Source organism: Serratia sp. CY82433, assembly GCF_052166535.1.
Classification (GTDB): domain Bacteria; phylum Pseudomonadota; class Gammaproteobacteria; order Enterobacterales; family Enterobacteriaceae; genus Serratia; species Serratia sarumanii.
In genome coordinates this window covers 146464-172816 of sequence record NZ_JBJNOR010000002.1, presented here as the reverse complement: position 1 = coordinate 172816, position 26353 = coordinate 146464, and the positions used below count along the sequence as shown (strand labels likewise).

19 protein-coding genes and 1 riboswitch are annotated in these 26353 nt (G+C 61.4%); of the genes, 6 read left to right on the top strand and 13 right to left on the bottom strand.

What is annotated here, in order from left to right; all coding sequences use genetic code 11:
* Positions 1-21 precede the first annotated feature (21 nt).
* Both rapA and ACJ8PI_RS14365 read right to left on the bottom strand, forming a co-directional pair.
* Entirely contained in the window at positions 22-2928 is a 2907-nt protein-coding gene (rapA, locus tag ACJ8PI_RS14370) for an RNA polymerase-associated protein RapA (protein ID WP_060428665.1), read from the bottom strand.
* A gap of 246 nt (positions 2929-3174) precedes the next feature.
* Positions 3175-5541, bottom strand: coding sequence for a DNA polymerase II (locus ACJ8PI_RS14365; RefSeq protein WP_164134598.1), 2367 nt, complete (start codon positions 5539-5541; stop codon positions 3175-3177).
* 214 nt (positions 5542-5755) lie between these two features.
* Here ACJ8PI_RS14365 and ACJ8PI_RS14360 point away from each other — a divergent pair, with 214 nt between their 5' ends.
* On the top strand, positions 5756-6526 hold the full coding sequence (locus ACJ8PI_RS14360; protein WP_033637083.1) for a DedA family protein: 771 nt from the start codon (positions 5756-5758) through the stop codon (positions 6524-6526).
* A gap of 26 nt (positions 6527-6552) precedes the next feature.
* Here ACJ8PI_RS14360 and ilvN read toward each other — a convergent pair whose 3' ends face one another.
* From ilvN to sgrR, 7 genes are all read right to left on the bottom strand, one after another.
* Positions 6553-6846, bottom strand: a complete 294-nt coding sequence (ilvN, locus tag ACJ8PI_RS14355; RefSeq protein WP_016929110.1) for an acetolactate synthase small subunit — start codon at positions 6844-6846, stop codon at positions 6553-6555.
* Positions 6847-6849: 3 nt separating this feature from the next.
* Positions 6850-8544, bottom strand: coding sequence for an acetolactate synthase large subunit (gene ilvB, locus ACJ8PI_RS14350; RefSeq protein ID WP_060388135.1), 1695 nt, complete (start codon positions 8542-8544; stop codon positions 6850-6852).
* A gap of 111 nt (positions 8545-8655) precedes the next feature.
* On the bottom strand, positions 8656-8769 hold the full coding sequence (ivbL, locus tag ACJ8PI_RS14345) for an ilvB operon leader peptide IvbL (protein ID WP_154747116.1): 114 nt from the start codon (positions 8767-8769) through the stop codon (positions 8656-8658).
* Positions 8770-8857: 88 nt separating this feature from the next.
* Positions 8858-9562: a thiamine ABC transporter ATP-binding protein ThiQ gene (thiQ, locus tag ACJ8PI_RS14340; RefSeq protein ID WP_025301552.1), complete on the bottom strand. Its 705-nt coding sequence runs from the start codon at positions 9560-9562 to the stop codon at positions 8858-8860.
* The gene (gene thiP, locus ACJ8PI_RS14335; protein ID WP_164097704.1) at positions 9549-11156 is read right to left on the bottom strand and encodes a thiamine/thiamine pyrophosphate ABC transporter permease ThiP; all 1608 of its coding nucleotides are present in this window, start codon (positions 11154-11156) and stop codon (positions 9549-9551) included. Before thiP ends, thiQ begins: the two co-directional genes overlap by 14 nt.
* Positions 11132-12118, bottom strand: coding sequence for a thiamine ABC transporter substrate binding subunit (thiB, locus tag ACJ8PI_RS14330; protein ID WP_033637088.1), 987 nt, complete (start codon positions 12116-12118; stop codon positions 11132-11134). The genes thiP and thiB overlap by 25 nt, the downstream gene beginning before the upstream one ends.
* Before the next feature lie 57 nt (positions 12119-12175).
* A riboswitch (TPP riboswitch) is annotated at positions 12176-12294 on the bottom strand.
* 37 nt (positions 12295-12331) lie between these two features.
* On the bottom strand, positions 12332-13993 hold the full coding sequence (gene sgrR, locus ACJ8PI_RS14325) for an HTH-type transcriptional regulator SgrR (RefSeq protein ID WP_164134597.1): 1662 nt from the start codon (positions 13991-13993) through the stop codon (positions 12332-12334).
* An 88-nt stretch (positions 13994-14081) separates the two neighbouring features.
* On the opposite strand from sgrR, the gene sgrT reads away from it, so the two are divergent.
* The 3 genes from sgrT to ACJ8PI_RS14310 all read left to right on the top strand — a co-directional run bounded on the left by sgrT (position 14082) and on the right by ACJ8PI_RS14310 (position 17226).
* Complete coding sequence (sgrT, locus tag ACJ8PI_RS14320) at positions 14082-14258, top strand: glucose uptake inhibitor SgrT (RefSeq protein WP_170310358.1); 177 nt, start codon at positions 14082-14084, stop codon at positions 14256-14258.
* 154 nt (positions 14259-14412) lie between these two features.
* Positions 14413-15609, top strand: coding sequence for a sugar efflux transporter (locus ACJ8PI_RS14315; RefSeq protein ID WP_033652907.1), 1197 nt, complete (start codon positions 14413-14415; stop codon positions 15607-15609).
* Positions 15610-15753: 144 nt separating this feature from the next.
* The gene (locus ACJ8PI_RS14310; RefSeq protein ID WP_049196036.1) at positions 15754-17226 is read left to right on the top strand and encodes a DASS family sodium-coupled anion symporter; all 1473 of its coding nucleotides are present in this window, start codon (positions 15754-15756) and stop codon (positions 17224-17226) included.
* A gap of 38 nt (positions 17227-17264) precedes the next feature.
* Here ACJ8PI_RS14310 and leuD read toward each other — a convergent pair whose 3' ends face one another.
* Genes leuD through leuA form a run of 4 tightly spaced genes read right to left on the bottom strand, consistent with a single transcriptional unit; the run spans position 17265 to position 21947 of the window.
* Positions 17265-17867 carry a 3-isopropylmalate dehydratase small subunit gene (gene leuD, locus ACJ8PI_RS14305; RefSeq protein WP_025159634.1) on the bottom strand — a complete coding sequence of 201 codons (603 nt, stop codon included), beginning with the start codon at positions 17865-17867 and terminating at the stop codon, positions 17265-17267.
* A 9-nt stretch (positions 17868-17876) separates the two neighbouring features.
* The gene (leuC, locus tag ACJ8PI_RS14300) at positions 17877-19277 is read right to left on the bottom strand and encodes a 3-isopropylmalate dehydratase large subunit (protein WP_164134596.1); all 1401 of its coding nucleotides are present in this window, start codon (positions 19275-19277) and stop codon (positions 17877-17879) included.
* 1 nt (position 19278) lies between these two features.
* Positions 19279-20370, bottom strand: a complete 1092-nt coding sequence (gene leuB, locus ACJ8PI_RS14295; RefSeq protein ID WP_033649192.1) for a 3-isopropylmalate dehydrogenase — start codon at positions 20368-20370, stop codon at positions 19279-19281.
* 2 nt (positions 20371-20372) lie between these two features.
* On the bottom strand, positions 20373-21947 hold the full coding sequence (gene leuA, locus ACJ8PI_RS14290) for a 2-isopropylmalate synthase (protein ID WP_004932820.1): 1575 nt from the start codon (positions 21945-21947) through the stop codon (positions 20373-20375).
* Between the two features lie 872 nt (positions 21948-22819).
* Between leuA and leuO the strand changes: the two genes are divergently transcribed.
* Positions 22820-23767 carry a transcriptional regulator LeuO gene (leuO, locus tag ACJ8PI_RS14285; RefSeq protein WP_033649194.1) on the top strand — a complete coding sequence of 316 codons (948 nt, stop codon included), beginning with the start codon at positions 22820-22822 and terminating at the stop codon, positions 23765-23767.
* A gap of 466 nt (positions 23768-24233) precedes the next feature.
* Complete coding sequence (locus tag ACJ8PI_RS14280; protein WP_049213084.1) at positions 24234-26042, top strand: AMP-dependent synthetase/ligase; 1809 nt, start codon at positions 24234-24236, stop codon at positions 26040-26042.
* The last annotated feature ends 311 nt before the right edge of the window (positions 26043-26353 follow it).

Here is a 26353-nt window from a genome sequence, read left to right as displayed (position 1 = left end):
TGCCGCCCCGCGTCGCGCCGGTTACTGGTGGGTGACCACCACCAGACGAATGGCGTCGAGACGCCAGCCGGCTTCATTGAGGTTGGCCAGCACCTGACGGCGGTTGAACTCCAGCGCTTCGACTTCGTCGTCGCGGATGTTCGGGTTGACCGCCTTCAGCGCTTCCAGACGCGCCAGCTCGGCGCTCAGCTTGTCGTCCGCCTCTTGCTTCGCCTGTTCGATAAGCGTGCGCGCCTGCACTTCCACCAGGCTTTCCGCCTGCTGCAGCATGGCGTGCACGTCTTGCTGCACGGCGTTGACCAGCTTGCTGGAGGTGTGGCGGTTGACCGCGTTCAACTGGCGGTTGAAGCTTTCGAACTCGACCTGCGCCGCCAGGTTGGTGCCCTTGCGATCCATCAGCATGCGGATCGGCGTCGGCGGCAGGAAGCGGGTCAGCTGCAGGTGCTTCGGCGCCTGAGCCTCCACCACGTACACCAGCTCAACCAACAGGGTGCCGACCGGCAACGCTTTGTTTTTCAACAGGGACACCGCGCAGCTGCCGGTATCGCCGGACAGGATCAGATCCAGGCCGTTGCGGATGATCGGGTGCTCCCAGCTGACGAACTGCGCGTCTTCGCGCGACAGCGCCCGATCGCGATCGAAGGTGACGGTGCAGCCGTCCTGCGGCAGGCCCGGGAAGTCCGGCACCAGCATATGGTCGGACGGCGTCAGCACGATCAGGTTGTCGCTGCGGTCTTCCTGGTTGATGCCGACGATGTCGAACAGGTTGAGCGCGAAGCCCACCAGATTGACGTCGTTATCCTGCTCGGCGATGGCGGCGGCCAGCGCCTGGGCTTTGTCGCCGCCGTTGGAGTGCATCTCCAGCAGGCGGTCGCGGCCCTGTTCCAGCTGCGCTTTCAACTGATCGTGCTGCTGGCGGCAGGCGTGGATGAATTCGTCAAAGCCTTCCTGTTCGGTCGGCGCGGCCAGATAACCGATCAACTGCTCGTAGCAGCTGTCGTAGATGGTGCGGCCGGTCGGGCAGGTGTGTTCGAAGGCGTCCAGCCCCTCGTGGAACCAGCGACCCAGCACCGCCTGCGCGGTGTGCTCCAGGTAAGGCACCATGATTTGGATATCGTGCATCTGGCCGATACGGTCCAGACGGCCGATACGCTGTTCCAGCAGATCCGGGTTGAACGGCAGATCGAACATCACCAGCTGGCTGGCGAACTGGAAGTTGCGGCCTTCGGAGCCGATCTCGGAACACAGCAGCACCTGCGCGCCTTCCTCTTCGGAGGCGAAGTAGGCGGCGGCGCGGTCGCGCTCGATAATCGACAGCCCTTCGTGGAACACCGCGGCGCGGATCGCTTCACGCTCGCGCAGCACCTGCTCCAGCTGCAGCGCGGTGTCGGCCTTGGCGCAGATCACCAGCACTTTTTCGTTGCGGTTGGCCAGCAGGTAGTCCAGCAGCCACTCGACGCGCGGGTCGAAGTTCCACCAGGTGGCGTTTTCGCCCTCGAATTCCTGGTAGATCTGCTCCGGGTACAGCATGTCGCGCGCGCGCGCTTCGACGGACTTCTTGGCGCCCATGATGCCGGACACTTTGATCGCAGTCTGATACTGGGTCGGCAACGGCAACTTGATCTGGTGCAGGTTGCGGTGCGGGAAGCCCTTCACGCCGTTACGGGTGTTGCGGAACAGCACGCGGCTGGTGCCGTGGCGATCCATCAGCATGGAAACCAGCTCCTGGCGCGCCTGCTCGGCGTTGTCGCCTTCGCTGTTGGCGGCTTTGAGCAGCGGTTCGATGTCCTGCTCGTCGATCAGCTCGCCCAACAGGTTCAATTTGTCGTCGGCCAGGCGTTTACCGCTCAGCAGCAGGGTGACGGCGTCGGCCACCGGGCGGTATTTCTGCTGCTCGGCGACGAACTCGCCGTAGTCGTGGAAACGGTTTGGATCGAGCAGGCGCAGGCGCGCGAAGTGGCTCTGTTGGCCCAGCTGTTCCGGGGTGGCGGTCAGCAGCAGCACGCCGGGGATATGCTCGGCCAGCTGTTCGATCACCTGATATTCGCGGCTCGGCGCTTCTTCGCTCCAGGCCAGGTGGTGCGCTTCGTCAACCACCAGCAGATCCCACTGGGCGTCCGCCAGCTCTTCCAGGCGCTGCTTGTTGCGGCGCACGAAGTCCAGCGAGCAGATCACCAGCTGTTCGGTTTCGAACGGGTTGCTGCTGTCGAGCTTGGCTTCGGCGTAGCGGCTGTCGTCGAACAGCGAGAAGTAGAGGTTGAAGCGGCGCATCATCTCCACCAGCCACTGGTGCTGCAGCGTTTCCGGCACCACGATCAGCACGCGCTCGGCGCGGCCCGCCAGCAGCTGCTGGTGGATGATCATGCCGGCTTCGATGGTTTTGCCGAGGCCGACTTCGTCCGCCAGCAGCACGCGCGGCGCATGGCGCTGGCCGACTTCATGGGCGATGTGCAACTGGTGCGGGATCAGGCTGGCGCGCATGCCGCGCAGGCCGGCGAACGGCAGGCGATACTGCTCGCTCTGGTACTTGCGCGCGCGAAAACGCAGCGCGAAACGGTCCATGCGGTCAATTTGGCCGGCGAACAGGCGATCCTGCGGCTTGCTGAAGGTCAGCTTGCTGTCCAGCAGGACTTCGCGCATCGCCACGCCGCTCTCCTGGGTGTCCTGGCGGGTGCCGATATAGGTCAACAGACCGTTTTCCTCTTTCACCTCTTCCACCTGCAGCTGCCATCCTTCGTGGCTGCTGACGGTATCGCCCGGGTTGAACATCACGCGGGTGATCGGCGAATCGTTTCTGGCATAGAGGCGGTTTTCACCGGTGGCGGGGAAAAGCAGGGTAATCATGCGCGCGTCCAGCGCCACGACGGTGCCCAGTCCTAATTCGCTTTCCGTGTCGCTGATCCAGCGTTGACCAAGAGTAAAAGGCATATATTGTCGGCTCGATTCTTTGTAAGTAAGTCTTGTTACCGGGCGGGAAGGGCCGCGGCACCTGTACTGAACGTCTGCTATCCCGGTTTGTTTTAAATTTGACGGGCAATAGCCGTTCACGCCATGCAGACGTCGTGAGACGGCAGGGCTAAGCGTGGTTCAGTTTTGGGAAGGGCGCTATGGTAATGGAAGGCGGCGCGTTCGTCACCTGCAAAACCGGATGATTTTTCTTAACCTGGCGCAATCTCAAAACAGCCCCATCTGCCCGGTGACCAGCGTGGTGAAATCGTCGTGCAAGAAAGGGAGTATAGCGTCTGCCACCGGTTGCAGCTGGCGTTCGAGGTAATGCTGATAGTCGATGGGCGAATGGCGCGTTTCCAGCGGTTCCGGCCCGGCGACGGTCATCACGTAGCTGATCCAGCCGCCGTTCTGATACTGCAGCGGCCGCCCCTGGCTGCGGTTGTAGTCGTCGGCGATGCGCGCGGCGCGGGCGTGCGGCGGCACGTTGCGCTGATAGTCGTCGAGTTTCCTGCGCAGGCGCTTGCGGTACACCAGCTGATCGTCGAAGTCGCCGTTCAGGGTTTTGCCGACGTAGTCGCGCACATAGTCCTGGTAGGGCTGCCGTTTGAAGATGCGCTGATAGAGCTGCTGCTGGAACTGCTGCGCCAGCGGCGTCCAGTCGGTGCGCACCGTTTCCAGGCCTTTGTACACCATCTCTTCCTCGCCGCCGCCGCGTGCGATCAGGCCGGCGTAGCGCTTCTTGCTGCCCTGTTCGGCGCCGCGAATGGTCGGCATCAGGAAGCGGGAATAGTGGGTTTCGAACTCCAGCTCCAGCGCGTTCTCCAGCCCGAACTGCTGCTGCAGATGCTGCTGCCACCAGGCGTTGACCCGCTGCACCAGCGTCCGGCCGATCTGCGCCGCCTGCTGCTCGTCATGCGGCTGTTTCAGCCACACGAAGGTGGAGTCGGTATCGCCGTAAATCACCTGATAACCTTCGGCTTCGATCAGCTCGCGGGTTTGACGCATGATCTCGTGGCCGCGCAGGGTGATCGACGACGCCAGCCGCGGATCGAAGAAGCGGCAGCCGCTCGATCCCAGCACGCCGTACAGCGCGTTCATGATGATCTTCAGCGCCTGCGACAGGGGCTTGTTGTGTTGGCGCTTGGCGGCCTCGCGCCCCTGCCAGATCTGCTCGACGATCGCCGGCAGGCAGTGTTTGCTGCGCGAGAAGCGGGCGTTGCGAAAGCCGGGCACCGAATCGGCGTCGTTTGGGTGGCGCATGCCTTCCACCAGTCCGACCGGATCGATCAGGAAGGTGCGGATGATCGACGGGTACAGGCTTTTATAGTCCAGCACCAGCACCGAATCGTACAGGCCGGGCCGGGAGTCCATCACGAAGCCGCCGGGGCTGTGTTCCTCCGGCTGTTCGCCGAGGTTGGGGGCGACAAAGCCCAGGCGGTGCATGCGTGGCATATAAAGGTGGCTGAAGGCCGCCACCGATCCGCCGCTGCGATCGGCCGCCAGCCCGGTGACGGTGGCGCGTTCCAGCAGGAAGTTGAGCAGATCGGCCTTGGCGAAGATGCGCGTCACCAGCTCGCAGTCCTTCAGGTTGTAGCGGGCCAGCGCCGGTTTGTCTTCGGCGAAGCGCCGGTCGATCTCCGCCATGCGTTGATAAGGGTTGTCGATCGCCTTGCCTTCACCCAGCAGTTCCTGCGAAACGTATTCCAGGCTGAAGGAGGGAAAGTTCCAGGTGGCGGACTTCAGCGCTTCGATGCCGTCGATGATCAGGCGGCCGGCGGCGGCGGCGAAAAAGTGATTCTGCTTGAAGCCGTGCTCGCGCCACTCCAGCAGGTTGCCGCCGCGCCCCAGCCGCAGCGGGATTTGGTAGCGTTCGGCGTGCTTTTGCAGCACCCGCAGATCGAACTGCACCAGGTTCCAGCCGATGATGGCGTCGGGATCGTGGCGCTCCAGCCACGCGTTGAGTCGTTCCAGCAGTTGGGGGCGGCTGGCGCAGTATTCCAGATCGAAATCCAGCGGCGCATCGCCGCCGTTGGCCGGCCCCAGCATGTAGACCTGCCGCTGGCCGCAGCCTTCCAGCGCGATGGAGTAAAGCTCGCCGTGGGCGGTGGTTTCGATATCCAGCGACACCAGCCTGAGCGTCGGGCGGTAGTCCGGCGCCGGCTTCATCTGGCCATTGAGCAACGGCCCGCCGCCGTTGGCCTGGCCGTTGAACCACACCGGCGCGGTGATGAAGCGCTCCATCAGATAGCGTTCGGGCGGGCGAATGTCGGCCTCGTAGACCGTAACGCCGCCTTCCCGCAGCAGTTTTTCCAGCTTGATGAGCTGACGGTGCTGGCGGCAGTACAGCCCCAGCATCGGGCGGTGATGAAAATCCGTCAGTGCCAGCGGTTTCAGTTCCACCTGCCGTTCTTCGCGCAGCAGCAGTTCCGCGCGCGGCTTTTGTTCGGCGGGGATAAACGCCACCGAGGTTTGCGGCGGCAAGCGCAGCTGACACGGACCCGCGTCGGTCGCCAGCCAAAATTCGACCTCGGTGCCGGCGGGCGTGTCGCGCCAGTGGCGAGTGAGCAGGAAACCCTGTTGCAGTGCTGTCATAACCCCTTCGTCTTCCGCCGGGCGGCGTGCGCGACATTCAGCGAGATGTCGGTTTTGGCGCTAATATAGATAAATTATAGTATGTGTTTTTATACAGTCATTGTCCATCGGCGTTCGGCGCTGCCAAATACGCATACAATTCATCGATTGACTCGCCAGCGGCGGCGCTGGAAAATCCTTCGCCCCGTTTGGCCGAATAATCCGCAGAGGTGTAATGGAAGCCTATTTACAAGATTTGATCACCCAGTCGCTGGCTTTCACCCTGATGGTCGTCCTGCTGGTCGCTTTTCTCGAGTCGCTGGCGCTGGTGGGGCTGCTGCTGCCCGGCACGGTGATGATGGCCAGCATCGGCGCGCTGATCGGCAGCGGCAAGGTGGACTTCTACTACGCCTGGGCGGCGGGGATCGTCGGCTGCCTGCTCGGCGACTGGATCTCTTATTTCGTCGGCCGCGCCTTCAAAGGGCCCTTGCACCGCTGGTCGTTCCTGAAGAAGAACAAAGCGCTGCTCGACAAAACCGAGCACGCCTTGCACCAGCACAGCATGGCGACCATTCTGATCGGCCGCTTCGTTGGCCCGACGCGCCCGCTGGTGCCGATGGTGGCCGGCATGCTCGATCTGCCGCCGTACAAGTTTGCCTTGCCGAACATCATCGGTTGCCTGACCTGGCCGCCGGTCTATTTCTTCCCCGGTATCCTGGCGGGCGTGGCGATCGACATTCCCGCCGGCGCCAACAGCGCGATGTTCAAGTGGCTGCTGCTCGCCGCGGCGCTCACGATCTGGCTGGCGGTGTGGCTGAGTTGGCGCTGGTGGCGTGAGGATAAGCGCAGCGCCGATCGGCTGAGCCGTTGGCTGACGCCGCTGCGGCTGCGCGTGGTTTGCGGATTGAGCTGGCTGGCGGCGCTGGCGGTCGGTTATCTGCTGAGCCAGCAGCCCTTGATGCCGGTGTATCGGCACCTGCTGTGGCAGGTGCTGTCCGGGCAATGATTGCGGGGGCGTAAGCCCCCTTCGTATTACTGAAAGAACGCTTCCAGCTGTTCAAATACCCGCACGTCTTCGCTGTGGCGCTTCACCTGCAGCACGTCTTCCAGCTTTTCCACCTGGCTGATCATTTGCTCCAGCCGCTGATCGTCGGCGACCAATAGCCAAATGCGGCTCTGCTGGCCGTCCTTCAGCGGCAGACACAGAATGCCTTCGACGTTGAACGCGCGGCGAGCGAACAGCCCGCAAACGTGCGACATGACGCCGGGATGGTTGCGCACGGCCAGCTCCAGGATCACCTGGGGTTTATCTTGTGGTTGCAGCATGGCTTATTCTCCAATCATGTCGATGTTGGCGGCGCCCGGCGGCACCATCGGGAACACTTTTTCGTTGATATCGATCAGCGCGTGGATCAGGCAGGGCCCCGGGCGTTGGATCGCTTCGGCCAGCGCCGCCTGCGGATCTTCCGCGGCGTTCAAATCGCAGGTATCCAGCCCGAATCCGGCGGCGATCTTCAGGAAGTCGGTGCGTTTCGGATAGGCGGCGGCGAAGATGCGCTGCTGGTAGAACAGGGTTTGTTGCTGGTGCACCAGCCCCAGCGCCTGGTTGTTCATCAAAATGATTTTCACGTCCAGATCGTGTTCGACGGCGGTGGCCATTTCCTGAATGTTCATCATCAGGCTGCCGTCGCCGGAGAAGCACAGCACTTTACGCTCGGGCTCTGCCAGCGCCGCGCCGATCGCCGCCGGCAGACCGAAGCCCATGGTGCCCAGGCCGCCCGACGTCAGCCACTGGCGCGGCCGGCTCAGCGGATAGGCCTGCGCCACCCACATCTGATGCTGACCCACGTCGGTGGTGATAATGGCGCTGTCGTCCACGCAGCGCGCGGCGGCCAGCACCAGGCCGTAATGGCTCAGCGGATCGTCGGCGTTCGGCATGTTGAACGGGAACTCGCGCTTCAGGTCGTTGACGGTGCTCAGCCACGCGCTGCGCGGCTGCGTGTCGATCTGCGGCAGCAGCTGTTGCAGTACCTGGCCGACGTCGGCATGGATCGCCACGTTGGCCTGCTTGACCTTGCCCAGCTCGGCGCGGTCGATATCCACGTGAATGATGGCGGCGTTAGGGCAGAACTGCTCGGTTTTGCCGATTGCCCGATCGTCGAAGCGCGCGCCCAGCACGATCAGCAGATCGGCCTCCTGCAGAATGAAGTTGGTGCTGCGCGCCGCGTGCATGCCCAGCATGCCCAGCGACAGCGGGTGTTCCACCGGCATCGCCCCCAGCGCCATCAGCGTCATGGTGGTAGGCAGACCGGCGCGTTCGGCAAGTTCCAGCGCCTGCCGGTGAGCCTCGGCGCAGATGATGCCGCCGCCCAGGTAGAGGATCGGGCGTTTCGCCTGGTTGATCATCGCGGCGGCCTGCGCAACCAGCGCCGGATCGAAGGTTGGGGCGGCGTCCGGCACGGCGATCGGCGGCAGCTCTTCCAGGGTGATGGTGGCGGTCTGCACGTCTTTCGGCACATCGATCCAGACTGGGCCGGGGCGGCCGGATTCGGCGATGCGGAACGCGTCGCCGATCACCTGCGGCAGCTCACGGATATCGCGCACCAGATGGTTGTGCTTGGTGATCGGGATGGAAATGCCGTAGGTGTCCACCTCCTGAAAGGCGTCGGTGCCGATCATCGAGGAGGGTACCTGACCGGTGATGCACACCAGCGGAATGGAGTCGAGCTTGGCGTCGGCGATGGCGGTGACCAGGTTGGTGGCGCCCGGCCCGCTGGAAGCGATGCACACCGCCGCTTTGCCGTTGGCGCGCGCCATGCCCTGCGCCATAAAGCCCGCGCCCTGTTCGTGGCGCGCCAGCACGTGGTGAATGCGAGTGCTTTGGCTCAGCGCGTCATACAGCGGCAGCGCGGCGCCGCCGGGGATGCCGGCGACGGTGGTGATGCCCTGCCGCTCCAGCAGATGAACGATCAATTGTGCGCCGGTGAAGCTGGTGCCCGGTTGAGGCGTGCCCGAAGTTGCCATGTTCCTGTCCTTTCTCAAGGCCGGTGAGCTTTTCTGGGCAGGGTGCTAAAACAAGAAACCCCGCCCGGTTTGCGCCGGCGGGGTTTGGGAATCGATGCGTTGATTCGGACCCTACGGCGCATTGCCGACGACCACCACCACACGCACGACGACCACCGCGGCTGGTAGCGCGGTAACTAGTAGGGTCGAAGTCAGCGAGGATGCGATCACAGGGAACCTTATCATCAGTAAAAAGAGTCAGGTTTTTATAAAAACACAGGCGCAAAATTCGCACAACAGGTTTATTGGCGCAGCATAAAAAACGCGCGTCAGATCACGCTTTACCCGAAATGCCCAGCACGCGCGCTTCGGGCGCGCTGCCGTCAAGCAGCGCCTGCGTCGGGCCGTCGTAGTAGATGCGGCCGTCGACCACCAGCAGCGTGCGCGGCGCGATGCGCGCCGCGTCGTCGAGGTTGTGCGACACCATCAGCAGCGTCAGGTTGCGCTGTTCGCACACCGTCTGCAGCAGCTGCAGCATCTCGTTGCGCAGCGCCGGATCGAGCGCTGAGAAGGGCTCGTCGAGCAGCAGGATCGGCCGTTGGCGAATCAAACAGCGCGCCAGCGCGGCGCGCTGACGCTGGCCGCCGGAAAGCTGCGACGGCAGACGCTCCAGGTGCTCTTCCAGGCCGACCTGACGGGCGATATGCGCCCGCTGTTGGCGCTGCTGTTCAGTCAAGCGCAGACCGGGATCCAACCCCAGCCCGATGTTCTGCGCTACCGTCAGGTGCGCGAACAGGTTGTTCTCCTGAAACAGCATCGACACCGGCCGTTTGGCCGGCGGTGTGGCGGTGTGGTCTTCGCCGTTCAGCAGCAGCCGGCCGCTGGCCGCCGGCAGAAAACCGGCGATCAGGCTCAGCAGGGTGCTTTTACCGGCGCCGCTGGGGCCGAGCACCGCGACGCGCTCGCCCGGCTGGATGCGCAGATCAAAGCGCATCGGCAAGTGTTCATACAGATAGGTCAGTTTTTCAAGCGTCAGCATGGCGCCCCGGTAAGCGTTCGATCAGGGTAAACAACAGGAAGCACAACAGCAGCAACAGCAGCGCGGTCACCGCCCCGTCGTTGCTGCGGTAGGCGCCAATCTGCTGATACAGGTAAAAAGGCAGGGTACGGAAATGCTCGTTGCCAAACAAGGCGACTACGCCGAAATCGCCGATCGACAGCACGCAGGCGAAGGCCAGCGCCTGCGCCAGCGGGCGGCGCAGCGCGCGCAGTTCGATCAGCCGCAGCCGTTGCCAGCCGTGGATATCCAGCGACAGGCACAGTGGGTTGTAGCGTTCGGCGAGGTCGCGCATCGGGTTCTCCAACACCTTCAGCGCATAGGGCACCGCCATCAGCGCATTGGTGAGGATCACCAGCGCATAGGGTGACTGCGGCAGCCCGATCGTATCGCTCAGCAGCAGGAAGAAGCCGGTGGCCAGCACGATACCCGGCATCGCCAGGATCACCATGCCGCTCAGCTCCAGCGCCTGGCCGCCGCGCAGATGCTGCCGCAGCTTCAGCTCGCGGCTGCTCCACAGCAGCATCATCGTGAGCGCCACGCACAGCAGCCCGGCGCCGAGGGCGATGCGCAGCGACGTGAACAGCGCCTGCCACAGCACCGGCTGGCGCAGCACGCTGACGATAGCCTGATTGGCGCCGTCGGCGATCACCGCCAGCAGAGGCGGCAATAACAGCAACAGCGCGGCGGCGATCAGCAGAAAATCGCCGACGCGCCGCCACAGGCTGTCTTCCGGGTTGCGCCAGCGCTGGGCGTGGGTATGGCCCACCGGCAGCGCCTGGCTCAGCCGCTGGCTGAGCAACACCAGCCCCAGACAACAGCTTAACTGGATCAGCGCCAGCATGGCGGCGCGGCCCAGATCGTAGTCGTAACTCAGCGCCTGGTAGATCGCCAGTTCGATGGTGGTGGCCTGCGGCCCGCCGCCCAGCGACAGCACGGTGGCGAAGCTGGCGAAGCACAGCATGAAGATCAACGCGCCGCTCGGCAGGATCTGGCGGCGCAGCGCCGGCCATTCGACGAAGCGGAACTGCTGCCAGCCGTTCATGCCCAGTTGGGCGGCCAGCTGGCGCTGCTCCACCGGAATGTTCTCCAGCGCCTGCAGCAACAGGCGGGTGGCCAGCGGCAGGTTAAAGAACAGGTGCGCCAGCAGAATGCCCTGCAGACCGTAGGGCGAGAAGCCATATTCGATGCCCAGCCAGCCGCACAGCGTCGCCAGCCAGCCTTGGCGCCCATAGACGCTGAGCAGGCCGAACACCGCCACCAGCACCGGCAGCACCAGCGTCATGGCGCACAGCCGCAGCAGCAGCTGACGGCCGGGGAAACGGCGGCGATAGAGCGCGCGTGCCAGCAGAACGGCGGGCAGCACCGAAATCAGCGCCGACAGTAGCGCCTGCCAAAAGGTGAAGCGCACCACGTGCCACAGGTAGCTGTCCTGCCACAGGCCGCGCCAGTCGCTGTCCGGCGCGTGACGCCACAGCGAGCCCATCGCCAGCGCGGCGACCAGCAGGATCACGCCGGCGGCCAGCAGCCCCGGCCAGAGCCAGCGGGGGATCAGCGGCTGACGGCGGTTTGCCATGCCCGGATCCAGCCGCCGCGTTGTTTGGCCACCTCTTCGGCGCTGTATTGCAGCGCGGTCTGCGGCACGTTCATCTGCTCAAAGCCGACGGGCAGTGGGGTGTTGATCACCGGGTACATCCAGTTGCCGGTCGGGATGGTGTTCTGGAACGCCGGCGTCACCATGAACTGCATGAAGCGCTCCGCCAGCTCAGGCTGTTTGGCGGCCTTCAGCTTGCCCGCCACTTCTACCTGCAGGTAGTGGCCTTCGCTGAACGTGGCGGCGGCGTAGAGATCTTTTTTCTCTTCGATCAGGTGATAGGCGGGAGAGGTGGTGTAGCTGAGCACCAGATCGCCTTCGCCTTTCAGGAACAGGCCGTAGGCTTCGCTCCAGCCTTTGGTGACGGTGACGGTCTTCTTCGCCAACTGCTGCCAGGCGGCCGGCGCCTTGTCGCCATACACTTTTTGCATCCACAGCAGCAGGCCGAGGCCCGGCGTGCTGGTGCGCGGATCTTCGTAGATCACTTTCCAGTTGCGATCGCTGCTGACCAGCTCCTGCAGGCTTTTCGGCGGGTTCTTCAGCTTTTCTTTGTTGTAGACGAAGGCGAAGTAACCGTAGTCGTAAGGCACGAAGGTCGCGTCCTGCCAGCCGCCCGGCACCGTCAGTTTGGCGGTGTCGACGCCGCTCGGCGCGAACAGGCCGGTTTGCTGCGCCGCCTGCAACAGGTTGTTGTCCAGCCCCAGCACCACGTCGGCGGCGCTGTTCTTGCCTTCCATGCGCAGGCGGTTCAGCAGCGAGACGCCGTCTTCCAGCGCGACGAACTTCAATTCACAGTCGCACTCGGCTTCGAAGGCTTTTTTCACCGCCGGGCCGGGGCCCCAGTCGGCGGCGAAGGAATCGTAGGTGTAAACCGTCAGCGTCGGCTTGGCGAACACCGGCGCGGCGCACAGCAGCAATAAGCAGGGCAGATATGTTTTGACCACGTTGCACTCCTGAAAAATAAGGGGGCAAGGGCATCTGAGGGGGCGAGGCGGCGTCGCCGGTTCGCTGGGCTCAAATCCCTCCGCCGGTATTGACCGGATCAGGTTCGACGGGTGTGCTCTCAGCGGAAAATCGGGCTTATCATGCGGCCCGACTTACCGCACCCCGTTGAGACGGCGCTATTGTAAAGATTAACCGACCCGGGCGAAAGGCGCTTATGCCTCCGGCGGGGCAAACCAGGCGGACTTGAAGTCGAACCAGCCGAGGGTGTTCATCCGCACGCCGCGCATGCTGCGCTGGCCGTGCAACTGCAGCCAGTGATGGAACAGCGGATGCAGCTGGTGGTTGCTGACCAGACGCTGGCAGAACTCCGCCAGCGGCAAGCGGTTGGCGCGCCACAGCGCCGCGTCCTGCGCCAGATCTTCGTTCATGCAGTGCTGCACCAGCGGCAGTTCGTACAGCGTGGCGAACAGCGAAAACTCCAGCGGCAGATAGAAGTTGGCGCTGCCGAGCCACAGATCGCTGCGCGCGTCGCCCTGGTGCCAGGTGGCGTAATCCACGCTTTGCACAATCAGGCGGATGCCGTGCTGCGCCAGCAGCGGTTCGATCGCCTGGCGAATGGCGTGAAACTCCGAATGCTCATTGAAGTGGGTCATCGTCAGTTCGGTCAGGCCCGCGGGCTTGGGCTGCTGCGCCAGCGTGCGGTTGTGGTGCCAGCGCGGCAGCAGGCCGTACGCCGGCGACCAATAGCGCTGGTAGAGCGGCCCGGCGTGGCTCAGCAGCGAAATGGGGTTGATCAATTCGCACAGCCAACTGCGAATGGCGGGATCGGCGGCCAGCGGGGAGCGCTGATCGAACAGCAGGAAATAGCAGCCCTCTTCCAGCCGGCTTTCCAGCTCGCTGTTGCCGGTTTCATCGCCCTGCAGCTGTACGCCGGAGTGCACCAGCTCTTCGGAAAACTCCGGCAGCACCCAGATGTTCACCTCGTCGATCAGCGCCCGATAGCCGAAATAGTCGTCGAAGGCGTGGATCTTCATCTGGCTGGGATGGTTGCGCATCATGCGGTAGGGGCCGGTGCCGACCGGATGGCGGGCGAAATCAGGCAGTTCGCGCCATTCGCGCGGCAGGATCATGGCCTGCACGCTGCCCAGCAGCCAGGGCAGCCAGTGGTCGGGGCTGCGCAGCTGCACGTCGATCACGAACGGCGTCGGCGAGGTGACGCTCTCGATATGCGAGAACAGCGGTTGCGAGGTCAGACGCGAGAGGGAAGTGATGACGTCCGCCATCTCCAGCTCGCGGCCGTGATGAAAATGGATCGCCGGGCGCAGGTAAAACCGCCAGTGCAGCGGCGTCAGCGCCTGCCAATGGTGGGACAGATCGGACTCGAGTTCCCCGTTTTCCTCATTTATGCGCGTCAGGCCGTTGAAGATCTGGCGCGCCAAATGGGTCTCCGAACGCCGCAGCGCCGAGCCGGGCAGCAGGTTGTACAGCTGCCGGTAGTAGAGCACCCGCAGGATATGTTTCCCCTGGCGGAAACTGCGCCCCAGCTGCGACAGCAGCATCTGGCGCACCACGTTTTTGTCGCCCACCAGCTGCACCAACTGATCGATGCGGTCCTGTTCCAACAGCTCCTCGGCCCGCTGTTGCTGCAGCGCCAGGCCGGTGTAGTGGAAGGTTAGCCGCGAACGTTTGCCGCGCCCCGACTCCGCCTGCCAGGTGAGCCAGCCCTCTCGCTGCATGGCGCTCAGCAGGGAGCGCACGTGGCGCCGCGAGCAGCTCAGCACCTCCGCCAGATCCTGCAGCGTGGTGTCGGTGGTTTCACCGTGGCAGCGCTGCCACAGACGGATGAACTGCTGCTGCAATCGGGACGTGGACATAAAAGAGGAACGCTCCTGCCTCAACTCGTCAATTTTTCTTTCCCTATATTACGCCGATAATTTTCATCAATGAAAGGGGGAGGGCGTAATGATGAAAGCTTTCTTATCCAGACAGTTCTACCAGCGCTATTTCAGCGCGGTGCGCCGCCAGCGCGCAGACTGGCTGAGTGTGGTGCCCGAGCAGGCGCGGCTGGCGATGCTGGCGCACCTGACGCAATGGGACATCAAAGAGATGACCGATAAGCAGTATCGCGAGCACCTGTAGGGGCTCCGGCAACCAATTTCTGAGTAATGGTGCTGTTTCACCAGCCAGTGGGGCGACCCACTGGTTTTTTTATGCGTGGTCATGGCAATGCGCTTGCATTTTTCTCGCCGTGGCCTAAGGTTCTTTTTTCTGCTTTGAGGTCAGGGAAGACGATATGCAACGCCTGAGCCGGTTGTCACAGCGCATCAATCCCATCTTTGCCGCATTCCTGCTGATTGCTTTTCTTTCTGGCATCGCCGGCGCGTTGCTGACGCCGACGCTCAGCCTGTTTCTGACCACCGAGGTCAAGGTGCGGCCGCTGTGGGTCGGGCTGTTTTACACCGCCAACGCGGTGGCCGGCATCGTCGTCAGTTTTCTGCTGGCCAAACGCTCCGATACCCGCGGCGATCGGCGCAGGCTGATCCTGCTGTGCTGCCTGATGGCGGTCGGCAACTGTCTGCTGTTTGCCTTTAACCGCGACTACCTGACGCTGATCACCGCCGGGGTGCTGATGTCCGCCGTTGCCAACACCGCCATGCCGCAGATTTTCGCGCTGGCGCGGGAATACGCCGACAGCGAGGCGCGTGAAGTGGTGATGTTCAGCTCGGTGATGCGCGCCCAGCTATCGCTGGCGTGGGTGATTGGCCCGCCGCTGTCGTTTGCGCTGGCGCTCAGCTACGGGTTCACCGTGATGTTCCTGATCGCCGCGGCTACCTTCGCGGTCTGCGTGCTGCTGGTAGGATTCATGCTGCCTTCGGTGCCGCGCGCGGCGGATGGCGAAGGGTTGCGGGAAGGCGCTTCCGCGCCGATTGCGCCCGCCAGCGCCTGGCGCAATCGCGATGTGCGGCTGCTGTTCATCGCCTCGATGCTGATGTGGACCTGCAATACCTTGTATATCATCGATATGCCGCTGTATATCACCGCCGATCTCGGCCTGCCGGAGGGGCTGGCCGGGGTGCTGATGGGCACCGCCGCCGGGTTGGAGATCCCGGCGATGCTGTTGGCCGGTTATTACGTCCAACGCTTCGGCAAACGCAACATGATGCTGCTGGCGGTGGCGGCGGGCGTGCTGTTTTATCTCGGGCTGACGGTGCTGGAGAGCAAGCCGGCCCTGATCGCGCTGCAGTTGCTCAACGCGGTGTTTATCGGCATCGTCGCCGGTATCGGCATGCTCTATTTTCAGGATTTGATGCCGGGCCGGCCGGGCGCCGCCACCACGCTGTTCACCAACAGCATCTCTACCGGGGTGATCCTGGCCGGGGTGCTGCAGGGCGCGCTGGTGGAGAATTTCGGTCATGGCTCGGTGTATTGGATGGCGGCGCTGTTGGCGCTGGCGGCGCTCGGGATGAGCGCCAAAGTGCGTGAAGTGTGAGGTCAAACGACGGCATTCTTGATGCAAGTCATTGAGAAGGCTGAACCGGACGCCCAAGCTGAAGACATATGGCGCGCGATCGTTGCGCCCACGCCCATCTCGCTATTGAGATGCCGCCTTGTCGTTTAGAACAGTGGGAACGTTATGGATAAACTCACACCGCTCAAACCGCTTCCTTCCCTGTGCGCCCTTGCCGCCACGCTGATTATCTGGTTCCTCATTCCCGTGCCGGAGGGCGTCGCGCCTAATGCCTGGCAGCTGCTGGCGCTGTTTATCGGCACCATCATCGCCATCATCGGCAAGGCGATGCCGATCGGCGCAGTCTCGGTGATCGCCATCGCCCTGGTGGCGGTGACCGGCGTCACCAATCCCGGCAAGCCGGGCGCCGCGCTGGACGACGCGCTCAGCGGCTTTTCCAACCCGCTGATCTGGCTGATCGGCTTTTCGATCATGATCTCCCTCAGCCTGAATAAAACCGGGCTGGGCGCGCGCATCGGCTATTACTTTATTTCGCTGTTCGGCAAAAAAACGCTGGGCATCGCCTATGCGCTGACGCTGGCGGAAACCACGCTGGCGCCGGTGACGCCGAGCAACACCGCGCGCGGCGGCGGCATCATTCACCCGATCATGAAGTCGATCGCCGACAGCTTCGGCTCCAAACCCGAGCTCAATACCTCCGGCAAAATCGGCCGCTACCTGTCGCTGGTGAACTACAACATCAACCCGGTCACCTCGGCGATGTTTATCACCGCTACCGCGCCTAACCCGCTGATTGTCAGCCTGATCGCCAAAGGCACACACGGCAGCTTCGAGCTGTCCTGGTCGATGTGGGCAGTCGCCGCGCTGGTGCCGGGACTGTGCTCGCTGATCGTGATGCCGCTGGTCATCTATCTGCTGTATCCGCCGGAGGTGAAAAGTACCCCGGACGCGCCGCGCTTCGCGCGCGAAAAACTGCAGGCGCTGGGGCCGGTAACGCTGCCGGAGAAAATCACCCTCGGGGTGTTCGCGCTGTTGCTGGTGCTGTGGGCCGGCATTCCGGCGATGATCTTCGGCCCGGCGCTGGCGGTCAATCCCACCACCGCGGCGCTGATCGGCCTGGCGGTGCTGCTGGCCACCGGGGTGCTGAGCTGGGAGGATGTGCTCAAGCATAAAGGCGCGTGGGACACCGTGGTGTGGTTCTCGGCGCTGGTGATGATGGCCAGCTTCCTTGGCAAGCTGGGGCTGATCGGCTGGCTGTCGCAAACCGTGGGCAACGGCATCGACCATATGGGCATGAGCTGGGTGGGCGGCACGATCTTGCTGACCCTCATCTATTTGTATTCGCACTATTTCTTCGCCAGCACCACCGCGCACGTGACGGCGATGTTCGCCGCCTTCTTCGCAGCCGGCATCGCGCTCGGCGCGCCACCGGCGCTGCTGGGCCTGATCCTGGCGTTCTCTTCCTCGCTGATGATGTCGCTGACGCATTACGGCACCGGCACCGCGCCGATCGTCTTCGGCTCCGGCTACGTGACGCTGGGGGAATGGTGGAAAGCGGGATGGGTGATGAGCGTGGTTAACTTGCTGATCTGGATAGTGATCGGCGGAGCATGGTGGAAGCTGCTGGGCTACTGGTGAGGAAAAAAACTCACCCGCCGGGCGGCGGGTGAAGGGGATTAATTCAAAAACGCCGGCTGCTGCGCTTCGTAGCGGGAGATGTCCGCTTCGTGCTGCAGCGTCAGGCCGATGCTGTCCAGCCCGTTGATCATGCAGTGGCGGCGGAAGCTGTCGATTTCGAACGGATAGCTTTTGCCGCCGGCGTTGACCGTCTGGTTCTCCAGATCCACCACGAACTCCGTTCCCTCGTTGGCGTCCACCAGCTTGAACAGCTCATCCACCTGCTGTTCGCTCAGCGTCACCGGCAACAGCTGGTTGTTGAACGAGTTGCCGTAAAAGATATCGGCGAAGCTTGGCGCGATCACCACTTTGAATCCGTAATCGGTCAGCGCCCAGGGCGCGTGTTCGCGCGAGGAGCCGCAGCCGAAGTTCTCGCGCGCCAACAGGATGCTGGCGCCTTTATAGCGCGGTTTGTTCAGCACGAATTCCGGGTTCGGCTGCTGGCCGGCGTCGTCGAGGAAGCGCCAGTCGTTGAACAGGTGCTGGCCGAAGCCGGTGCGGGTGACCTTCTGTAAAAACTGCTTGGGAATAATGGCGTCGGTGTCGACGTTGGCCGCATCCAAAGGCACCACTAAGCCGGTATGTTGAGTAAATTTAGCCACGTTAGCCCCTTAGTGAATATCACGGATGTCGGCGAAGTGACCGGCAACGGCGGCCGCGGCGGCCATCGCCGGGCTGACCAGGTGGGTGCGCCCACCGCGGCCCTGACGCCCTTCGAAGTTACGGTTGCTGGTGGACGCGCAGCGCTCGCCCGGATTCAGGCGATCGTTGTTCATCGCCAGACACATCGAGCAGCCCGGCAAACGCCATTCGAAACCGGCTTCGATAAAGATTTTGTCCAACCCTTCGGCTTCCGCCTGGGCCTTCACCGGGCCGGAGCCCGGCACCACGATGGCCTGCACGCCGCTGGCGACCTTGCGCCCCTTGGCGATCGCCGCCGCCGCGCGCAGATCTTCGATGCGCGAGTTGGTGCAGGAGCCGATGAACACTTTGTCGATCGGCACGTCGGTCAATTTGATGCCCGGTTTCAAGTCCATGTAGGCCAAGGCTTTTTCCGCGGAGGCGCGCTCGACCGGATCGCTGAACGATTCCGGCGCCGGGATCGCCTGATTGACGGCGATCACCTGGCCGGGGTTGGTGCCCCAGGTGACCTGCGGCGCGATCTCTTCGGCGCGCAGCGTCACCACGGTATCGAATTGGGCGTCGGCATCGGACTTCAGCGTGCGCCAATAGGCGACCGCCTGCTCCCAGTTTTCGCCGGTTGGCGCGAACTGACGCCCCTTCAGGTAGGCGAAGGTGGTGTCGTCCGGCGCGACCAACCCGGCCTTGGCGCCCATTTCGATCGCCATGTTGCACAGGGTCATGCGTCCTTCCATGCTCAACGCTTCGATCGCCTTGCCGCAGAACTCCACCACGTGGCCGGTGCCGCCGGCGCTGCCGGTTTTGCCGATCACCGCCAGCACGATGTCTTTGGCGGTAATACCCTCGGCGGCGTCGCCGGTGACTTCAATCTTCATGGTCTTGGCGCGGCCCTGCTTCAGGGTCTGGGTCGCCAGCACGTGTTCCACTTCGGAGGTGCCGATGCCGAACGCCAGCGAGCCGAAAGCGCCGTGGGTGGCGGTGTGCGAGTCGCCACAAACGATGGTCATGCCCGGCAGCGTCATGCCTTGCTCAGGCCCGATCACGTGCACGATGCCCTGGAACGGGTGGTTCAGGTCATACAGCGAAACGCCGAATTCCGCGCAGTTCTTGATCAGCTCCTGCATCTGGATGCGCGCCATCTCGCCGCTGGCGTTGATGTCTTTGGTCTGGGTCGACACGTTGTGATCCATGGTGGCGAAGGTTTTGCCGGGCTGGCGCACCTTACGGCCCATGGCACGCAGGCCGTCGAACGCCTGCGGCGAAGTGACTTCGTGCACCAGGTGACGGTCGATATACAGCAACGGCGTTTCGTTCGGCGCTTCGTGCACCATGTGGGCGTCGTACAGCTTCTGGTATAAGGTCTTGGCCATGTTATGCCCCCTGAGCTACAAAGCGAGCGATGATGTCGCCCATTTCATCGGTGCTGACGGCTTTGCCGTCACCGGCCAGATCGGCGGTGCGGTAGCCCTGTTCCAACGCCTGGTTGATGGCGCGCTCCACGGCGTCGGCCGCTTCATCGGCGCCCAGGCTGTAACGCAGCAGCAGGGTGGCGGACAGGATCTGCGCAATCGGGTTGGCGATGCCTTTGCCGGCAATATCCGGCGCGGAACCGCCCGCCGGTTCGTACAGGCCGAAGCCTTGCTCGTTCAGGCTGGCGGACGGCAACATGCCCATCGAGCCGGTGATCATCGCGCACTCGTCGGACAGAATGTCGCCGAACAGGTTGGAGCACAGCAAGACGTCGAACTGGGACGGATCCTTGATCAGCTGCATGGTGGCGTTGTCGATATACATGTGTGACAGCGACACGTCCGGGTAATCCTTGGCGACCTGATTGACCACTTCACGCCACAGGATGGAGCTTTGCAGCACGTTGGCCTTGTCGATCGACGTCACCTTGTGGCGGCGCTTGCGGGCGGATTCGAAGGCGATGCGCGCGATGCGTTCAATCTCGAAACGGTGATACACCTCGGTATCGAAAGCGCGCTCCTGCATGCCCTGGCCTTCGCGGCCCTTCGGCTGGCCGAAGTAGATGCCGCCGGTCAGTTCGCGCACGCACAGAATGTCGAAGCCGCGGGCGGCGATGTCGGCGCGCAGCGGGCAGAATGCCTCCAGCCCTTGATACAGGCGCGCCGGGCGCAGGTTGCTGAACAGTTTGAAGTGCTTGCGCAGCGGCAACAGCGCGCCGCGTTCCGGCTGCTCGGCCGGCGGCAGGTGTTCCCATTTCGGGCCGCCTACCGATCCGAACAGGATGGCGTCGGCCTGCTCGCAGCCGGCGACGGTCGCCGGCGGCAGCGGGCTGCCGTGGCGATCGATGGCGATGCCGCCGACGTCGTATTCGGCAGTGGTGATGCGAATGTCAAAGCGTTGACGCACCGCGTCCAACACTTTGCGCGCCTGAGCCATTACTTCCGGGCCGATGCCGTCTCCGGGCAAGACGGCAATGTGATAAGTCTTCGTCATGTTCACACCGTTTCCTGATTATTTTGATGTTTGTTTTGCTGCAGGCGCTGCTTTTCTTTTTCTACCTGCTGTGAGCGCCAAATATTGTTCAACACGTGCACCATCGCCTTGGCGGAAGATTCGACGATGTCGGTCGCCAGACCCACGCCGTGGAAGCGGCGGCCGTTGTAAGAGACCACGATATCCACCTGGCCCAGCGCGTCACGGCCATGGCCCTTGGCGGTCAACTGGTACTTCACCAGCTCGATCGGGTAGTCGGTGATGCGATTGATTGCCTGATAAACCGCATCGACCGGGCCGTTGCCGGTGGCGGCTTCGGCTTTCTCTTCGCCGCCGCAGATCAGTTTCACCGAGGCGGTGGCCATGATGCTGCTGCCGGACTGCACGCTGAAGTAGCCCAGGCTGAAGTGCTCCGGCTCTTCCTGCTGTTTGTTGATGAAGGCCAGCGCCTCCAGGTCATAGTCGAACACCTGGCCCTTTTTGTCGGCCAGCTTCAGGAAGGCGGCGTACAGGGTATCCAGGTTGTAGTCCTGCTCCTGGTAGCCCATCTCTTCCATGCGGTGTTTCACCGCCGCGCGACCGGAGCGGGAGGTCAGGTTCAACTGCACGTCCTTCAGGCCGATCGACTGCGGGGTCATGATTTCGTAGTTTTCGCGGTTTTTCAGCACGCCGTCCTGGTGAATGCCGGAGGAGTGGGCGAAGGCGTTGGAGCCGACGATCGCCTTGTTGGCCGGGATCGGCATGTTGCACAGCTGGCTGACGATCTGGCTGGTGCGGAAGATTTCCTGATGATTGATGTTGGTGTGCACGTTCATGATGTCCTGGCGCACCTTAATCGCCATGATCACCTCTTCCAGCGAACAGTTGCCGGCGCGCTCACCGATGCCGTTCAGGGTGCCTTCCACCTGACGGGCGCCGGCCTGAACCGCGGCGATGGAGTTGCCGACCGCCATGCCCAAATCGTCGTGGCAGTGCACGGAAATGATGGCTTTGTCGATGTTCGGCACGCGGTCATACAAGGTGGTGATGATGCCGCCGAACTGGTTCGGCGTGGTGTAACCGACGGTGTCCGGAATATTGATGGTGGTGGCGCCGGCGTTGATGGCGGCTTCGACCACGCGGCACAGATTGTCGATCGGCGTGCGGCCGGCGTCTTCACAGGAGAACTCTACGTCGTCGGTGTAGTTGCGGGCGCGTTTGACCGAGCGCACTGCCATCTCCAATACTTCGTCGAACGAGCGCTTCAGTTTCGATTCGATGTGCAGGGTTGAGGTGGCCAGGAATACGTGGATGCGGAATGCTTCGGCGACGCGCAACGCTTCGGCGGCCACGTCGATGTCTTTGTCCACACAGCGAGCCAGGCCGCAGACGCGGCTGTTCTTGATCTGGCGCGCGATGGTTTGCACCGACTCGAAGTCGCCCGGCGAAGAGACCGGGAAACCGACCTCCATCACGTCGACGCCCATTCTTTCCAGCGCCAGCGCAATCTGAATCTTCTCTTTTACGCTCAGGCTGGCCTGCAACGCCTGTTCGCCATCACGCAGCGTGGTATCGAAAATAATGACTTGTTGGCTCATCGGTGCATTCCTTATCGTGTTGATTTCACGCTAAGCGGGCAAAAAAAAACCCGCGCAGTAGCGCGGGTTTCTTATGGGTGATCGGCTGAGTCAGCTCCGAACTTCGTCCACAGGCATACCGCGCAAACAAGATGCGTTGAGTAGTAGGCCTAGTAGACGATGAGTACGGATCATAAGGGTTCAGCTTCTCTTAAATTGGGTGTCTGCCTAATTTGATACGTGATTGGCCTGGCGATGTCAACACCTGATTGAATGCGGGGACAATGCACCAGCCCATTGGCCAAACAGAGGATCATTCGGCAAAAAAGCGACGCCTTAGAGAAAAAATGGGGCCAGTTTGCGCGCTGCTTAGCATAAACGAATCGAATATATACTGCGCTAATTGCTTCTGGATTTCGTTGCGTTAAGATTTGCGATGAAAAAATAAGAGGGATTAATCACGGGGGGCAACAAAATAACATTTTTTATACAAATGATTTAAATTGAATTCATATGATTAATTGATTATTTTAGTCATAATATAACAAAATAATGTAATTTTACACAAAGTGAGCGGTGTTTTTAGATGGTTTGATTGCTTATGATGTGTTTTTATAGTTTGTCTCATACAGTGCAGCTATGTTGTTTAGTTGTATTAATCATTGTTGATACCTAATTATTAGTACTACCCAGGTGGCATTCTTCCCGCTGACGGGAGAAACTACTGACATGTATTCCATATACGACTTATATCGTGTCGATAACACGAGGTTTTTTATCGGTTGATGACGGTAATGGCAGGATTTGTCGTGCAAAGATATGACAATGCGGCGTTTCATTGTTTGTCGAGCATAAGGATTAGATTATCTACACAGGATTTAGTGGAGTGAAATATGGCTGAATATGATTCAGAAATCACTATGGTCAAAGAGCCGGCGGACATTCATTTGCGCAGCGTCGATCTTAATTTGCTAACGGTGTTTGACGCCGTGATGCAAATGCAAAATATTACGCGAGCCGCTAATTCGCTAGGGATGTCGCAGCCGGCGGTGAGCAACGCGGTAGCGCGCCTGAAGGTGATGTTCAACGACGAACTGTTCGTGCGCTGCGGGCGCGGGATCCAGCCCACCATGCGGGCCAGGCAGCTGTTTGGCCCGGTGCGGCAAGCGTTGCAGCTGGTGCAGAATGAATTGCCGGGCGCCGAGTTCGAGCCGCTGACCAGCACGCGAGCGTTTTCCTTGTCGCTGTGCAGTCCGCTCGATTTGCGCCTGGGCGCCGGGATAATCAATCACGTCAAACAGATCGCGCCGCAGCTTAACCTGCAAATAAAGTCATACATCAACAATAATATCGAACATCAATTGCGTTATCAGGACGTCGAGTTTGTCATCGGCTACAGCCGTTTCGAATCGGCAGAGTTTCGCAGTTTGGCGATGTTCGACGACGAATTAGTGCTGGCGGCCGCGCAGGCGCACCCGAGAATGGGCGAGGAGGCGACGCCGGAGCAAATGCTGGCCGAACAGCACGCGGCGGTATCCCTGGAAAGTTTTGGATCGTTCAGTAAGCCTTTTTATTTAGAGGAACCGATGCTGCGCGCCGTGACGCAGCAGTGCACGGATCTCTACAGCGTGTTGAATATGGTGTCGCAAACGGAGATGGTGGCGATTGCACCTGCCTGGCTGGTGAGACAACAGACGGAGGCGTTGAAAATAAAGGCGGTTCCTTTGTGCGCCAATCACAATAAAGCAACCTGCTATCTTTCCTGGCATGAATCCTCCGAGCGGGATAAAGGGCACCAGTGGATGAAATCCGTCCTGATTGAGGCAGGTAACCCAAAGTAAATCGATAAAAAATGGGAGCCATATAAAGATAATATTCAACTGAGCGTTTTTTTCTCATGATAAAAACTAAGAACTATCTGTGTTTTTATTAAGATGTTTCTTGGTTTTACGGCGATAAAATAACTTATTTTCATAGTGGGTTTGTTCGTTCAGCAAAAATAATTAATATAAATTAATATTCTGATTTTTACTTTCCGGCTAGTATTTTAAACTAACTCGATGCGGCGGCCCGGATGGGCCGCGTTTTATTGCCGCCGGCAAACCTTTTCCTTCCCGTTCTGTCCAACTGATGAAAGCGCGAAAGCCGGCCTGAGTTTTGGCTCACACTTCTACGCTGAAATCGCTTTTCCCCCTGCCTGAGAGTAGGTAGACTGCGCGGAAAAAAGTAAACACGTGTAAGCTGAGATGAGGGCCGCAAGGCGTCGTTCAGGCTTAACTGTATGATTCATTTCAGGCTTAGAGCACTATGATCACTAATCTGCTGCAATACCATCTGATCCATCGTATACAGCATCAAATCACCCACCGAGCCGATCGCACAGCTTTTCGCCAATGGTCGCCCAACGGCGAGTTGCAACTGACCTGGGGAGCGGCCGCCGCCCGCATCGATCGCATCGCCGCCGGGCTGCTGGGGCTGGGCGTCGAAGTGCAAGAACGCATCGGTATTTTCGCCAATAACACGATGGCCTGGTCGTTGACCGATCTCGCGATCCTGCACCTGCGTGGCGTCAGCGTACCGCTCTATTCCACCAATACGCCGGCGCAGGCGGCGTTTGTCACCAACGACGCCGACATCCGCATACTGTTCGTCGGTGAGCAGGCGCAGCTTGACGCCGTCATCGCGCTGCGCGGCGTCTGCCCACAGCTGCGGCACATTATCGTCTTCGACGAGGGGGCCGATCTGCGCGGCTGCGAGATCGCACAGCATCTGAGCGCCTTCGAGCGCGCTGCCGATCCGGCGGCTTTTGCCGCTCAACGTCGGCAGCGTATTGAAGAGTGCGCCCTGCAGGATCTCTTCACCCTGATTTATACCTCGGGTACTACCGGCGAGCCGAAAGGGGTGATGCTGGACTACCGCAACCTGGCGGCGCAGCTCTACCTGCATGATGAAAGGCTGACGGTCGGCGAAGAGGATGTGTCGCTCAGCTTCCTGCCGCTGTCGCACGTGTTCGAGCGGGCCTGGAGCTTCTTTGTGATGCATTCCGGCGCGCAGAACGTCTTCCTGCCGAATACCGACTGGGTGCGGGAAGCGATGGGGCAGGTCCGCCCGACGCTGATGTGTGCGGTGCCGCGTTTCTACGAGAAGATTTTCAGTGCGGTGCATGAAAAAGTGGCGCGCGCCCCTTGGCTGCGCCGTGCGTTGTTCCACTGGGCGATCGTCTGCGGCGAGCGCAAGTTCCTGCAGGAGCGGGCCGGCAAACCGTTGGGCAAAGTGTTCGACTTCACCCACCGCTGGGCCGACAAGCTGGTGTTGAGCAAGCTGCGCGGTATCCTCGGCGGCCGGGTGCGCTTTTTGCCGGCGGCGGGCGCCAAGCTGGACGACAATGTGATCCTGTTTTTCCAGGCGATGGGCGTCAACATCAAGTACGGTTACGGCATGACCGAAACCTGCGCCACCGTCTCCTGCTGGGAAGAGGGGCATTTCCGCTTCGGCTCTATCGGCAAACCGCTGCCGGAGGTCGAGGTGCGCATTGGCGAGGAAAATGAAATCCAGGTGCGCGGGCCGATCGTGATGCGCGGCTATTTCAACAAACCGTTGGAAACCGCCGCGACCTTTACCGAGGACGGCTGGCTGAAAACCGGCGACGCCGGGGCGATCGATGAAGAGGGCAACCTGTTCATCACCGAACGGCTGAAGGATTTGATGAAAACCTCCGGCGGCAAATACATCGCGCCGCAGATGCTGGAAGGCACGCTGGCGCAGGATCGCTTTATCGAGCAGGTGGCGATCATCGCCGATGCGCGCAAGTTCGTTTCCGCGCTGATCGTGCCGTGCTTTGAGTCGCTGGAAGAGTATGCGAAGTCAGTCAATCTGAAGTATCAGGATCGCCTGGAGCTGCTGCGCAACGGTGAAATCCTCGAGATGTTCGAAAAGCGTCTGCGCGAGATGCAAAAGGAGCTGGCGCGCTTCGAACAGGTGAAGAAGTTCACGCTGCTGCCGGCGGCCTTTTCCATGGAGCTGGGAGAGCTCACGCCAACGCTGAAGCTGCGCCGCAAAGTGATCCTGCAGCGCTATCAGCGCGAAATCGATTCAATGTACCAGGAACAGGCCTGACGCCGCCGCCGGGCCATGTGCCCGGCGAAAAAAGCGGCATATCCTTCACCTGATTTAGTTCTGTAATTTTCCCTCTGTTCGAAACAATGCCTAGCCTGACAACCCTGCGGCTAGCGCATTGTTTTTATAAAGCCGTGATATCCAGCCGCTTGGCAATAACCATGCCTCCGCTAAGCCATTTTGTCGTTTGCCTGCCCCAAATTCTGACGTTATGTTAATTCGATAGCGACAACCCATAAAAACTTTGGGGCATTGCCCCGCAGCAGGCGCTACGTTCCGGCGCCAGAGAAGAATAAGCAAGCCTGGAGGCA

Excerpts from the sequence above, each read along its gene's own strand:
- thiQ (WP_025301552.1), bottom strand. The coding sequence starts at position 9,562 with ATGCTGACGCTTGAAAAACTGACCTATCTGTATGAACACTTGCCGATG.
- ivbL (WP_154747116.1), bottom strand. The coding sequence starts at position 8,769 with ATGATAAGGTTCCCTGTGATCGCATCCTCGCTGACTTCGACCCTACTA.
- rapA (WP_060428665.1), bottom strand. The coding sequence starts at position 2,928 with ATGCCTTTTACTCTTGGTCAACGCTGGATCAGCGACACGGAAAGCGAA.
- leuB (WP_033649192.1), bottom strand. The coding sequence starts at position 20,370 with ATGACGAAGACTTATCACATTGCCGTCTTGCCCGGAGACGGCATCGGC.
- ACJ8PI_RS14360 (WP_033637083.1), top strand. The coding sequence starts at position 5,756 with ATGGAAGCCTATTTACAAGATTTGATCACCCAGTCGCTGGCTTTCACC.
- thiP (WP_164097704.1), bottom strand. The coding sequence starts at position 11,156 with ATGGCAAACCGCCGTCAGCCGCTGATCCCCCGCTGGCTCTGGCCGGGG.
- ACJ8PI_RS14280 (WP_049213084.1), top strand. The coding sequence starts at position 24,234 with ATGATCACTAATCTGCTGCAATACCATCTGATCCATCGTATACAGCAT.
- leuO (WP_033649194.1), top strand. The coding sequence starts at position 22,820 with ATGGCTGAATATGATTCAGAAATCACTATGGTCAAAGAGCCGGCGGAC.
- sgrR (WP_164134597.1), bottom strand. The coding sequence starts at position 13,993 with ATGTCCACGTCCCGATTGCAGCAGCAGTTCATCCGTCTGTGGCAGCGC.
- ilvB (WP_060388135.1), bottom strand. The coding sequence starts at position 8,544 with ATGGCAACTTCGGGCACGCCTCAACCGGGCACCAGCTTCACCGGCGCA.
- sgrT (WP_170310358.1), top strand. The coding sequence starts at position 14,082 with ATGATGAAAGCTTTCTTATCCAGACAGTTCTACCAGCGCTATTTCAGC.
- ilvN (WP_016929110.1), bottom strand. The coding sequence starts at position 6,846 with ATGCTGCAACCACAAGATAAACCCCAGGTGATCCTGGAGCTGGCCGTG.
- leuC (WP_164134596.1), bottom strand. The coding sequence starts at position 19,277 with ATGGCCAAGACCTTATACCAGAAGCTGTACGACGCCCACATGGTGCAC.
- ACJ8PI_RS14315 (WP_033652907.1), top strand. The coding sequence starts at position 14,413 with ATGCAACGCCTGAGCCGGTTGTCACAGCGCATCAATCCCATCTTTGCC.
- leuA (WP_004932820.1), bottom strand. The coding sequence starts at position 21,947 with ATGAGCCAACAAGTCATTATTTTCGATACCACGCTGCGTGATGGCGAA.
- ACJ8PI_RS14310 (WP_049196036.1), top strand. The coding sequence starts at position 15,754 with ATGGATAAACTCACACCGCTCAAACCGCTTCCTTCCCTGTGCGCCCTT.
- ACJ8PI_RS14365 (WP_164134598.1), bottom strand. The coding sequence starts at position 5,541 with ATGACAGCACTGCAACAGGGTTTCCTGCTCACTCGCCACTGGCGCGAC.